We start from the raw sequence: 12,287 nt of genomic DNA, 5'->3' as shown, positions 1-12,287 counted from the left end.
CTTCGCTTTCTCATGTGCTGACGCCTTGATGGCTGTATCGATGCACATGAATAACAAGATTCCATTAGCCACGCCCGCTGACAACGGGCCAACGAAGAACTTTGAACCATGGCCACTATCCACGTAGACGGCAAAGCGCTCGAAGTCGATGGGGCGGACAACCTGTTACAGGCATGTCTGTCACTCGGCCTCGACATCCCGTATTTCTGCTGGCACCCCGCGCTCGGTAGCGTCGGTGCCTGTCGCCAGTGTGCGGTCAAGCAATACACCGACGAGAACGACACCCGTGGTCGTATCGTCATGTCGTGCATGACCCCAGCCACCGACAACACCTGGATCTCCATCGAAGATGAAGAATCCAAGGCGTTCCGCGCCAGTGTGGTCGAATGGCTGATGACCAACCACCCCCACGACTGCCCGGTCTGTGAGGAAGGCGGTCACTGCCACCTGCAAGACATGACGGTGATGACCGGCCACAACGAGCGCCGTTATCGCTTCACCAAGCGCACTCACCAGAACCAGCAACTGGGCCCGTTCATCTCCCACGAAATGAATCGCTGCATCGCCTGCTATCGCTGTGTGCGTTTCTACAAAGACTACGCCGGCGGCACCGACCTCGGCGTCTTCGGCGCCCACGACAACGTGTACTTCGGTCGCGTTGAAGACGGCGTTCTGGAAAGCGAGTTCTCCGGCAACCTCACCGAGGTCTGCCCGACCGGTGTGTTCACCGACAAGACCCACTCCGAGCGTTACAACCGTAAGTGGGACATGCAGTTCGCGCCGAGCATCTGCCATGGCTGCTCCAGCGGTTGCAACATCTCCCCGGGCGAGCGCTACGGTGAACTGCGTCGCATCGAAAACCGCTTCAACGGTTCGGTCAACCAGTACTTCCTCTGCGACCGTGGTCGTTTTGGCTACGGCTATGTCAACCGCAAGGATCGCCCGCGCCAGCCATTGCTGGCCGATGGCACCCAGCTGAGCCTGGACAGCGCGCTGGATAAAGCCGCCGACCTGCTGCGCGGCCGCAACATTGTCGGTATCGGTTCGCCACGCGCCAGCCTCGAAAGCAACTTCGCGTTGCGCGAACTGGTCGGCGCCGAGCACTTCTACTGCGGTATCGAAGCCGCCGAGCTGGAACGCATCCGTCTGGTCCTGCAAGTGCTCAACGACAGCCCGCTGCCCGTGCCGAACATGCGCGACATCGAAGACCACGATGCGATCTTCGTGCTCGGTGAAGACCTGACCCAGACCGCAGCGCGCGTGGCCCTGTCCCTGCGCCAGTCGGTCAAGGGCAAGGCCGAAGACATGGCCGACGCCATGCGCGTACAGCCGTGGCTCGACGCCGCCGTGAAAAACATCGGCCAGCACGCGCTGAACCCGCTGTTTATCGCCTCGCTGGCTGAAACCAAGCTCGACGATATCGCCGAAGAATGCGTGCACGCCGCACCGGACGACCTGGCCCGCATCGGTTTCGCCGTGGCCCACGCCCTCGATGCCAGCGCACCGGCCGTCGAAGGCCTGGACACGGAAGCCCTCGAGCTGGCCCAGCGCATCGCCGACGCCCTGCTGGCGGCCAAGCGCCCGTTGATCATTGCCGGCACCTCGTTGGGTTCCAAGGCACTGATCGAGGCCGCTGCCAACATCGCCAAGGCCTTGAAGCTGCGCGACAAGAACGGCTCCATCAGCCTGGTCGTGCCGGAAGCCAACAGCCTTGGCCTGGCCATGCTCGGTGGCGAGTCGCTGGACGCCGGCCTGCAAGCGGTGATCGACGGCAACGCCGACGCCATCGTGGTGCTGGAAAACGACCTGTACACCCGCACCGACGCGGCCAAAGTTGACGCCGCGCTCAACGCCGCCAAGGTGTTGATCGTCGCCGACCACCAGCAGACCGCCACCAGCGAACGCGCCCATCTGGTACTGCCGGCCGCCACCTTCGCCGAAGGCGACGGCACGCTGGTCAGCCAGGAAGGCCGCGCCCAGCGCTTCTTCCAGGTGTTCGATCCGAAATACATGGACGCCAGCATCCTGGTTCACGAAGGCTGGCGCTGGCTGCATGCCCTGCGCGCGACCCTGCTGAACCAGCCGATCGACTGGACCCAGCTCGATCACGTGACCGCCGCCACCGCCGCCAGCGCGCCGCAGCTGGCACGTATCGTCGACGCTGCACCGTCCGCCGCGTTCCGTATCAAGGGCATGAAGCTCGCCCGTGAACCGCTGCGCTACTCCGGTCGTACCGCCATGCGCGCCGACATCAGCGTGCACGAACCGCGCACCCCGCAAGACCACGACACCGCGTTCGCCTTCTCCATGGAAGGCTACTCGGGTTCGGCCGAACCGCGTCAACAGGTGCCGTTCGCCTGGTCGCCGGGCTGGAACTCGCCGCAGGCCTGGAACAAGTTCCAGGACGAAGTCGGTGGTCATATCCGCGCGGGCGACCCGGGCACTCGCCTGATCGAAAGCACGGGTGATTCGCTGAACTGGTTCGCCGCCGTACCGCGTCCGTTCAATCCGGCGCCGGGCACCTGGCAGGTGGTGCCGTTGTTCCACCTGTTCGGCAGCGAAGAGACCTCTTCCAAGGCCGCGCCGGTACAAGAGCGCATTCCAGACGCCTACGTGTCGTTGGCCAAGTCCGAAGCCGATCGCCTGGGCGTCAATGACGGTGCCCTGCTCAGCCTGAACGTGGCCGGCCAGACCCTGCGTCTGCCGCTGCGCATCAATGATGAGTTGGGGGCTGGCCTGGTTGCATTGCCTAAAGGTCTTGCGGGCATCCCTCCGGCCATTTTCGGCAAAACCGTTGACGGTCTGCAGGAGGCAGCGCAATGACCTGGTTCACCCCTGAAGTGATCGACGTGATCATCTCGGTCCTCAAGGCCATCGTGATCCTGTTGGCCGTGGTCGTCGCGGGCGCCCTGCTCAGCTTCGTCGAACGCCGTCTGCTGGGCTGGTGGCAGGACCGTTACGGTCCGAACCGCGTTGGCCCGTTCGGCATGTTCCAGATCGCCGCCGACATGCTGAAAATGTTCTTCAAGGAAGACTGGACGCCGCCGTTCGCCGACAAGGTGATCTTCACCCTGGCGCCGGTGGTGGCCATGAGCGCCTTGCTGATCGCCTTTGCGGTCATCCCGATCACCCCGACCTGGGGCGTGGCGGACCTGAACATCGGCCTGCTGTTCTTCTTCGCCATGGCCGGTCTGTCGGTGTATGCGGTACTGTTCGCCGGTTGGTCGAGCAACAACAAGTTTGCCCTGCTGGGCAGCTTGCGCGCCTCGGCCCAGACCGTGTCCTACGAAGTGTTCATGGGCCTGGCGCTGATGGGCATCGTGGTGCAGGTCGGCTCGTTCAACATGCGCGACATCGTCGAGTACCAGGCGCAGAACCTGTGGTTCATCATTCCGCAGTTCTTCGGCTTCTGTACCTTCTTCATTGCTGGCGTGGCCGTGACTCACCGTCACCCCTTCGACCAGCCGGAAGCGGAACAGGAACTGGCCGACGGTTACCACATTGAATATGCCGGCATGAAGTGGGGCATGTTCTTCGTCGGTGAATACATCGGCATCATCCTGATCTCGGCCCTGCTGGTGACGCTGTTCTTCGGCGGCTGGCACGGTCCGTTCGGCATCCTGCCGCAGTTGGCGTTCTTCTGGTTCTTCCTCAAGACCGCGTTCTTCATCATGTTGTTTATCCTGCTGCGCGCTTCCATTCCGCGTCCACGATACGACCAGGTGATGGATTTCAGCTGGCGCTTCTGCCTGCCACTGACCCTGATCAATTTGCTGGTGACGGCTGCCGTTGTGTTGTTGAACACGCCAGCGGCCGCGGTTCAGTGAGGATTTGACCCATGTTCAAATATATTGGCGACATCGTTAAGGGTACCGGTACCCAGTTGCGAAGCCTGGTGATGGTGTTCGGTCACGGCTTTCGCAAACGCGACACCCTGCAATACCCGGAAGAAGCGGTGTACCTGCCGCCGCGCTATCGCGGCCGCATCGTGCTCACCCGCGACCCCGATGGCGAAGAGCGTTGCGTAGCCTGCAACCTGTGCGCCGTGGCGTGCCCGGTGGGTTGCATCTCCCTGCAGAAAGCTGAAACCGAAGACGGTCGCTGGTACCCGGACTTCTTCCGCATCAACTTCTCGCGCTGCATTTTCTGCGGCCTCTGCGAGGAAGCTTGCCCGACCACCGCGATCCAGCTCACGCCGGATTTCGAGATGGCCGAGTTCAAACGTCAGGACCTGGTGTACGAGAAAGAAGATCTGCTGATCTCTGGTCCCGGTAAAAACCCTGATTACAACTTCTATCGTGTTGCAGGTATGGCCGTTGCCGGTAAGCCCAAGGGCGCCGCACAAAACGAAGCCGAGCCGATCAACGTGAAGAGCTTGCTGCCTTAAGGAAGAAAGATGGAATTCGCTTTCTATTTCGCATCGGGTATCGCGGTTGTGTCCACGCTTCGCGTGATCACCAACACCAACCCTGTGCACGCCCTGCTCTACCTGATCATTTCGCTGATCGCCGTGGCCATGACCTTCTTCGCCCTCGGCGCGCCGTTTGCCGGTGTGCTGGAAGTGATCGCCTACGCCGGCGCTATCATGGTGCTGTTCGTGTTTGTGGTGATGATGCTCAACCTCGGGCCGGCCTCGGTCGCCCAGGAGCGCGTCTGGCTCAAGCCCGGCATCTGGCTCGGCCCGGTGATCCTCGCAGCCCTGCTGCTGGGTGAACTGCTGTATGTGCTGTTCGCTCACCAGAGCGGCCAGGCCATCGGCCACACCACCGTAGACGCCAAAGCCGTGGGCATCAGCCTGTTCGGCCCGTACCTGCTGGTGGTCGAACTGGCTTCGATGCTGCTGCTCGCCGCAGCCATCACCGCCTTCCACTTGGGCCGCAACGAAGCCAAGGAGCAATGACGATGCCTGCTATCCCTTTGGAGCATGGTCTGGCGGTCGCCGGCATCCTGTTCTGCCTTGGCCTGGTTGGCCTGATGGTGCGCCGTAACATTCTGTTCGTGTTGATGAGCCTGGAAATCATGATGAACGCTGCGGCACTGGCGTTCATCGTGGCGGGCGCACGTTGGGGCCAGCCGGATGGACAAGTCATGTTCATTCTGGTGATCAGCCTGGCAGCCGCCGAGGCCAGTATCGGCCTGGCGATCCTGCTGCAGCTGTACCGTCGCTTCCACACGCTTGATATCGACGCTGCCAGTGAGATGCGCGGATGAACATGATCTTTCTGACTTTCGTATTTCCCCTGATCGGTTTCCTGCTGCTGTCGTTCTCTCGCGGGCGCTGGTCGGAAAACCTCTCGGCCCTGATCGGCGTGGGCTCCATTGGCCTGTCGGCCATAGTGGCCGCCTATGTCATCTGGCAATTCAACGTGGCGCCGCCGGAAGGCGGTCACTACACGCTCGTGCTGTGGCAGTGGATGTCGGTGGAGGGCTTCAAGCCCAACTTCGCCCTCTACGTCGACGGCCTGTCGATCACCATGCTCGGCGTGGTGGTGGGTGTGGGCTTTCTGATCCACCTGTTCGCGTCCTGGTACATGCGCGGCGAAGCGGGCTACTCGCGCTTCTTTGCCTACACCAACCTGTTTATCGCCAGCATGCTGTTCCTGGTACTGGGCGATAACCTGTTGTTCCTGTACTTCGGCTGGGAAGGCGTGGGCCTGTGCTCGTACCTGTTGATCGGTTTCTACTACAGCAACCGCAACAACGGTAACGCGGCCCTCAAGGCGTTTATCGTCACCCGCATCGGCGACGTGTTCATGGCCATCGGTCTGTTCATCCTGTTCCAACAGGTGGGCACGCTGAATATCCAGGAACTGCTGGTGCTGGCACCGCAGAAATTCCAGGTCGGCGACTTCTGGATCACCCTGGCGACCCTGATGCTGCTGGGCGGCGCCGTCGGTAAATCGGCGCAACTGCCGTTGCAAACCTGGCTGGCGGATGCGATGGCCGGCCCGACCCCGGTTTCCGCACTGATTCACGCGGCAACCATGGTAACCGCCGGTGTCTACCTGATCGCGCGGACCCACGGTCTGTTCACCCTGGCGCCGGATATCCTGCATCTTGTGGGCATCGTCGGTGGCGTGACCCTGGTACTGGCCGGCTTCGCTGCGCTGGTGCAGACCGACATCAAGCGCATCCTCGCCTACTCGACCATGAGCCAGATCGGCTACATGTTCCTGGCCCTGGGCGTTGGCGCCTGGGACGCGGCGATCTTCCACCTGATGACCCACGCCTTCTTCAAGGCGCTGCTGTTCCTTGCCTCCGGTGCGGTGATCGTGGCCTGCCACCACGAGCAGAACATCTTCAAGATGGGCGGCCTGTGGAAGAAACTGCCGCTGGCCTACGCCAGCTTCATCGTCGGTGGTGCCGCCCTGGCAGCCCTGCCGTTGGTGACTGCCGGTTTCTACTCGAAAGATGAAATCCTCTGGGAAGCGTTTGCCAGCGGTAACCAGAACCTGCTCTACGCAGGCCTGGTGGGTGCATTCATGACCTCGCTGTACACCTTCCGCCTGATCTTCATCACCTTCCACGGTGAAGCCAAGACCGAAGCGCACGCGGGCCACGGCATCTCGCACTGGCTGCCATTGTCGGTGCTGATCATCCTGTCGACGTTCATCGGCGCCCTGATTACCCCGCCACTGGCCGGTGTACTGCCGGAAAGCGCCGGGCATGCCGGTGGCGCCGCCAAGCACAGCCTGGAAATCGCCTCGGGCGCCATCGCCCTGGCGGGTATCCTGCTCGCGGCCCTGCTGTTCCTCGGCAAGCGCCGCTTCGTCACGGGCGTTGCCAACAGTGGCATCGGGCGCTTCCTGTCGGCCTGGTGGTTCGCTGCCTGGGGCTTCGATTGGCTCTACGACAAACTGTTCGTCAAACCGTACCTTGCGATCAGCCATGTACTGCGCAAAGACCCGCTCGACCAGACCATTGGTTTGATCCCGCGCGCCGCCAAGGCCGGTCATACCGCCCTGAGCCGCAGCGAAACCGGCCAGTTGCGTTGGTATGCAGCGTCCATGGCGATCGGTGCCGTGCTGGTGATCGGCGCCATCGTAGTGGTAGCGGTCTGATATGAACCTTGCGAATTGTAAGAACCTGCGAAAGGAAACGAGCCCGTCATGATTCTGCCCTGGCTAATCCTGATCCCCTTTATCGGCGGCCTGCTCTGCTGGATGGGTGAACGCTTCGGCGCCACCCTGCCCCGCTGGATCGCGTTGCTGACCATGTCCCTGGAACTTGCGCTCGGCCTTTGGCTGTGGGCCCATGGCGACTATTCATTTGCGCCGGCACCGGGCGTCGATCCCACCTTCGCGCTTGAATTCAAGCACGTGTGGATCCAGCGCTTCGGCATCAACGTGCACCTGGCCCTCGATGGCCTGTCGCTGTTGATGATCCTGCTGACCGGCCTGCTGGGTATCCTCTCGGTACTCTGCTCCTGGAAAGAGATCCAGCGTCACGTGGGCTTCTTCCACCTGAACCTGATGTGGATCCTGGGCGGCGTGGTCGGCGTGTTCCTCGCCCTCGACCTGTTCATGTTCTTCTTCTTCTGGGAAATGATGCTGGTGCCGATGTACTTCCTCATCGCGCTCTGGGGTCACAGTTCGTCGGACGGCAAGAAAACCCGGATCTATGCGGCGACCAAGTTCTTCATCTTCACCCAGGCTTCCGGCCTGATCATGTTGGTGGCGATCCTCGGTCTGGTCCTGGTCAACTTCAACAGCACGGGCGTGATTACCTTCAACTACGCCGACCTGTTGAAAACCAAGATGTCCCTGACCACCGAGTACATCCTCATGCTGGGCTTCTTCATCGCGTTTGCGGTGAAGCTGCCGGTGGTACCGTTCCACTCCTGGCTGCCGGACGCCCACGCCCAGGCGCCGACCGCCGGCTCCGTCGACCTCGCCGGTATCCTGTTGAAGACGGCGGCCTACGGCCTGCTGCGTTTCGCCCTGCCGCTGTTCCCGAATGCCTCGGCCGAGTTTGCGCCGATCGCCATGACCCTGGGTCTGATCGGGATTTTCTACGGTGCGTTCCTCGCGTTCGCGCAAACCGACATCAAGCGTCTGATTGCCTTCTCGTCCGTTTCCCACATGGGCTTCGTACTGATCGGCATCTACTCCGGCAGCCAGTTGGCGCTGCAGGGCGCGGTGATCCAGATGCTGGCGCACGGTGTCTCTGCCGCCGCACTGTTTATCCTCAGTGGTCAGCTGTACGAGCGCCTGCACACCCGTGACATGCGTGAAATGGGGGGCGTGTGGTCGCGCATCGCCTACCTGCCGGCGATCAGCCTGTTCTTCGCCGCCGCGTCCCTGGGCTTGCCGGGCACCGGCAACTTTATCGGCGAGTTCCTGATCCTGATGGGTGCCTTCGTGCAAACGCCGTGGATCAGCGCGATTGCTACCTCCGGCCTGGTGTTCGGTTCGGTCTACTCGCTGATCATGATCCACCGCGCCTACTTCGGCCCGGCCAAGTCCGACACCGTCCTGCAAGGGATGGATGCGCGCGAACTGATCATGGTGCTCGGCCTTGCGGTGCTGCTGATCTACATCGGCGTGTACCCGCAACCGTTCCTGGACACTTCTGCCGCAACGATGCATGGCGTGCAGCAGTGGTTCGGCACCGCCTTCTCTCAACTCGCTTCGGCCCGGTAAGAGCGCTATGGAATTCACGATCCAACACTTTATCGCGCTTGCGCCGCTGCTGATCACCAGCCTCACCATCGTGGTGGTGATGCTGGCGATCGCCTGGCGCCGCAATCATTCGCAAACGTTCCTGCTGTCCTGCGCCGGGTTGAACCTGGCCCTGCTGTCGATCATCCCGGCGCTCAAGGTCGCGCCACTGGCGTTCACGCCATTGATGATGGTCGATGACTTTGCGCTGCTGTACATCGCGCTGATCCTGGTCGCGACCCTGGCCTGCGTCACCCTCGCCCATGCCTACCTCGGCGAAGGCGGCACCGGCTACCCGGGCAACAAGGAAGAGCTGTACCTGCTGATCCTGCTGGCGGCGGCCGGCGGTATCGTGCTGGTCAGTGCGCAGCACCTGGCCGGTTTGTTCATTGGCCTGGAACTGCTGTCGATCCCGACTTACGGTCTGGTGGCCTACGCCTTCTTCAACAAGCGCTCCCTGGAAGCCGGCATCAAATACATGGTGCTGTCGGCCGCCGGTTCCGCGTTCCTGTTGTTCGGTATGGCCCTGCTCTACGCCGAAGCCGGCAGCCTGAGCTTCACCGGCATCGGTCACGCCCTGGCCGCCACCAGCATGCCTGCGCCGATTGCCCAACTGGGCCTGGCGATGATGCTGATCGGCCTGGCGTTCAAGCTCTCCCTGGTGCCGTTCCACCTGTGGACCCCGGACGTGTACGAAGGCGCCCCGGCGCCGGTGGCCGCGTTCCTGGCAACCGCATCGAAGGTGGCGGTGTTTGCGGTGATGGTGCGGCTGTTCCAGATCTCGCCTGCGGCCAACACCGGCGTGCTGAGCAACGTGCTGACCGTGATCGCCATTGCGTCGATCCTGTTCGGTAACCTGCTGGCGCTGACCCAGAACAACCTCAAGCGTCTGCTGGGTTACTCGTCCATCGCCCACTTCGGCTACCTGCTGATCGCCCTGGTGGCGAGCAACGGCCTGGCCGTGGAAGCCATCGGCGTGTACCTGGTGACCTACGTGATCACAAGCCTCGGCGCATTCGGCGTGATCACCTTGATGTCGTCGCCGTACAAGGGCCGTGATGCCGACGCACTGTACGAATACCGCGGCCTGTTCTGGCGCCGTCCGTACCTGACCGCCGTGCTCACTGTGATGATGCTGTCCCTGGCCGGCATCCCGCTGACGGCGGGCTTTATCGGCAAGTTCTACATCGTCGCTACCGGTGTGCAAGCGCACCAATGGTGGCTGGTTGCTTCCCTGGTACTGGGCAGCGCCATCGGCGTGTTCTACTACCTGCGCGTGATGGTTACCCTGTACCTGATCGAGCCGAACCTGCGCCGCGTGGACGCCGAGCTGCACTGGGAACAGAAGGCAGGTGGCGTGATGCTGCTGGCCATCGCCCTGCTCGCGTTCTTCCTGGGCGTGTACCCGCAACCGTTGCTCACCCTAGTGCAGCATGCGGTGCTGGGCGTTTGATCACTTAGTCACATGCGATAAACAGAACGGCGCCTTCGGGCGCCGTTTTGCGTTTCCGGGTCGCGCTGCCGCTGCCCTTCCCTGTTCGCAGAATTTTCCTATTCCATCTACCTCTTCATCTGGCATCCATGCGCTGGGGGCGACCTTATGGTGGTTGCGTTTTAGGAAGGTTCCCACAGCGCGGTCACTTGACCCCTTGCGAGTGGGCCAGCAAACTATACGCAGGCTACGTATAGAACATGGATGCTCTATTTATCGAACTGCCGGCCTTCGAGCGGCATCGCAAGGATTATCTGAGTGACGAGCTTTTCCACGGTTTTCAACAGGCGTTGATGAAGAACCCGGAAGCAGGAGACGTGATCGAGGGAACCGGCGGGCTGCGCAAGGTCCGCTTCGTCGATGAGCGGCGCAACAAAGGTAAACGCGGTGGCCTGCGGATCATTTACTACTGGTGGTCAGGCGGCACCCAATTCTGGCTGTTCACCCTGTACGGCAAACACGAACAGGACGACCTGGCACCTCACCACAAAAAATCCTTAAAACAGATGCTGGACAGGGAAATCAAAGCGAGAACACACCATGAAACGTGAAATTTTTTCCGAACTGGTCGAAGGCTTCGACGCCTTGGCCGAAGCGCGCCAAGGCAAGGTCACCCTGCGTACCCACAAGGTTCAACTCACCCACCTGGCACCGCTTACCGCCGAAGAAGTGGTTGCCGTGCGCCAGCAGCTCAACCTTTCGCGCTCGGTATTCGCCCTGTACTTGCGCACCAATATCCGCACGCTGGAAAACTGGGAACAAGGGCGCGCCAAACCCAATGCCCAGGCCGTGACGCTGATCCGTCTGGTGGCACGCTTTCCGGAAACCGTGGCGCATTTGGCCGCATTGACTTGATGGGCTGCGCGTTTCGCTCGCGAAGCGGCTGGGCATCGTGCACGTTGTCATTTTGAATGAACCTTTTAGAACAGCTTCCTATCCATTTATAACAAGACAGGGAGGCAACATGAGTACCGCAAAAATCTACACCATCCACTATCAACTGCACGGTAAGCCGAAATCCTTTGTCGTACGCGCCGAAGTCATGAACAACGCCGAAGCCTGGCACTGGGCGGCCGTTGATGCCGACATTGCACACGTTAGTCGTATTGGCCGCGTAGGCCATGAACAGGTGAAGAAAACCACGCGCCCCTGGGCGGAGAAATACGGCATCACCGAAGTCAGCTGGAACCCACCCAAATAAACAAAGCCCCGCACAATGGCGGGGCTCTTTTTTTACTTTTTCAAGTCGCCCAACGGATCGTAGGGCGGCTTTTTTTCCGACTGCTTTTTCTCGTCCAGCGGGGCGATGGCCGGGCCGATGGGATCGACCTGCGGGTCTGACACATTGGGAGAGTCCGGGTCGAAACCCAGCTCATCCTTGCCGCTTGAATGCTCGTTTGAACGCGGGCCTTTAGGGGGATTGCTCATGGTGACCTCCTCTCTTACAACGGGCGGGCTTTATCGTGGAGAGTGTCGAGGTTTTCCTCGACCTGCTTCACATCGTCGTCCGGTCGGTCCTGTGGGTCGTTGGGGCGCAACGCATCGTTGTCGCGCTCCTCTTCGCCGGGGGTGCGATGGGTATCGGGCGTACCCGGCGGTGGCTGCTTGTATTCGGGCATGATGGCGTACCTGCAAAGGGCTTCACAGGTTTAGAGAAACCGCCTTCGGCCATCGTTCAACTTGATAGCCGAAGATCCGCACCAGGCGGTTGGCCGCCAACAGCACGCCGGCCTGGGCCAAGGTGATGCCGAAGGCTTCGGACTCCATCGGCAGCAGCAGATAAAGCAACACGTCACTGGGCAGGCAGAACCCGAGGGTCAGCGCGGCGCGGCGAGAGGTGGTATCGGCGATACGGTGGGCCTGACTGGTCATAAAGCTGAAACATTCACAATCAAGTCGTCACACTAGCCCTCACCGATGCTGTTCTACAAGGGTCAGCCCGCTGCCGCCCAGTGAGTTTGCGCCCTGTGGCGAGCGGGCTTGCCCTAATGCCGTTCAGTTAAGCCAGCGTGATGCTCGAAGCAACGAGCGGTGCGACTTTTCGGTGTACATATCGGTTGTGCGGTAACGGCGGCTTAGGGTTCCGCCCTTACGGCGGCTCACTTTTGAAAAGCGCAAAAGTAAGCAAAACGCTC

Annotated in this window: 13 protein-coding genes and 1 pseudogene; 11 read left to right on the top strand and 3 right to left on the bottom strand. The window is 61.3% G+C overall.

The features are described from left to right. The first annotated feature begins 108 nt into the window (after positions 1-108). The 11 genes from nuoG (at position 109) to LUB09_RS23430 (ending at position 11,353) form a co-directional block, all read left to right on the top strand. Complete coding sequence (nuoG, locus tag LUB09_RS23480; protein WP_231423823.1) at positions 109-2,823, top strand: NADH-quinone oxidoreductase subunit NuoG; 2,715 nt, start codon at positions 109-111, stop codon at positions 2,821-2,823. Continuing rightward, complete coding sequence (gene nuoH / locus LUB09_RS23475) at positions 2,820-3,827, top strand: NADH-quinone oxidoreductase subunit NuoH (protein WP_003232075.1); 1,008 nt, start codon at positions 2,820-2,822, stop codon at positions 3,825-3,827. The genes nuoG and nuoH overlap by 4 nt, the downstream gene beginning before the upstream one ends. Before the next feature lie 11 nt (positions 3,828-3,838). Then, positions 3,839-4,387: an NADH-quinone oxidoreductase subunit NuoI gene (nuoI, locus tag LUB09_RS23470; protein ID WP_003174725.1), complete on the top strand. Its 549-nt coding sequence runs from the start codon at positions 3,839-3,841 to the stop codon at positions 4,385-4,387. A gap of 9 nt (positions 4,388-4,396) precedes the next feature. Continuing rightward, entirely contained in the window at positions 4,397-4,900 is a 504-nt protein-coding gene (gene nuoJ, locus LUB09_RS23465; protein WP_016974946.1) for an NADH-quinone oxidoreductase subunit J, read from the top strand. Between the two features lie 2 nt (positions 4,901-4,902). Beyond that, positions 4,903-5,211, top strand: a complete 309-nt coding sequence (gene nuoK / locus LUB09_RS23460) for an NADH-quinone oxidoreductase subunit NuoK (RefSeq protein WP_003174727.1) — start codon at positions 4,903-4,905, stop codon at positions 5,209-5,211. Beyond that, entirely contained in the window at positions 5,208-7,061 is a 1,854-nt protein-coding gene (gene nuoL / locus LUB09_RS23455) for an NADH-quinone oxidoreductase subunit L (RefSeq protein WP_209982854.1), read from the top strand. The genes nuoK and nuoL overlap by 4 nt, the downstream gene beginning before the upstream one ends. Before the next feature lie 48 nt (positions 7,062-7,109). Continuing rightward, entirely contained in the window at positions 7,110-8,642 is a 1,533-nt protein-coding gene (gene nuoM, locus LUB09_RS23450) for an NADH-quinone oxidoreductase subunit M (protein WP_003232072.1), read from the top strand. A gap of 7 nt (positions 8,643-8,649) precedes the next feature. Further along, positions 8,650-10,113, top strand: coding sequence for an NADH-quinone oxidoreductase subunit NuoN (nuoN, locus tag LUB09_RS23445; protein WP_231423822.1), 1,464 nt, complete (start codon positions 8,650-8,652; stop codon positions 10,111-10,113). 239 nt (positions 10,114-10,352) lie between these two features. Further along, on the top strand, positions 10,353-10,703 hold the full coding sequence (locus LUB09_RS23440) for a toxin (protein WP_209982858.1): 351 nt from the start codon (positions 10,353-10,355) through the stop codon (positions 10,701-10,703). Then, the gene (locus LUB09_RS23435; protein ID WP_209982860.1) at positions 10,693-11,007 is read left to right on the top strand and encodes a helix-turn-helix domain-containing protein; all 315 of its coding nucleotides are present in this window, start codon (positions 10,693-10,695) and stop codon (positions 11,005-11,007) included. Before LUB09_RS23440 ends, LUB09_RS23435 begins: the two co-directional genes overlap by 11 nt. A gap of 109 nt (positions 11,008-11,116) precedes the next feature. Further along, complete coding sequence (locus tag LUB09_RS23430) at positions 11,117-11,353, top strand: DUF6555 family protein (RefSeq protein WP_209982862.1); 237 nt, start codon at positions 11,117-11,119, stop codon at positions 11,351-11,353. A gap of 32 nt (positions 11,354-11,385) precedes the next feature. On the opposite strand, the gene LUB09_RS23425 is transcribed toward LUB09_RS23430, so the two are convergent. The 3 genes and pseudogenes from LUB09_RS23425 to LUB09_RS23415 form a co-directional block, all read right to left on the bottom strand. After that, complete coding sequence (locus LUB09_RS23425; protein ID WP_231423821.1) at positions 11,386-11,580, bottom strand: DUF6021 family protein; 195 nt, start codon at positions 11,578-11,580, stop codon at positions 11,386-11,388. A gap of 14 nt (positions 11,581-11,594) precedes the next feature. Further along, positions 11,595-11,771, bottom strand: a complete 177-nt coding sequence (locus tag LUB09_RS23420) for a hypothetical protein (RefSeq protein WP_209982864.1) — start codon at positions 11,769-11,771, stop codon at positions 11,595-11,597. A 61-nt stretch (positions 11,772-11,832) separates the two neighbouring features. Next, positions 11,833-12,024, bottom strand: a pseudogene (locus LUB09_RS23415) (MFS transporter); the annotation flags it as partial. Positions 12,025-12,287 lie beyond the last annotated feature (263 nt).

Origin of the sequence: Pseudomonas sp. Leaf59 (genome assembly GCF_920984685.1) — a bacterium.
In the GTDB taxonomy this organism is placed as follows: domain Bacteria; phylum Pseudomonadota; class Gammaproteobacteria; order Pseudomonadales; family Pseudomonadaceae; genus Aquipseudomonas.
Note: the sequence above shows the minus strand (reverse complement) of the source record. Positions and strands in the feature narration are given on the sequence as shown.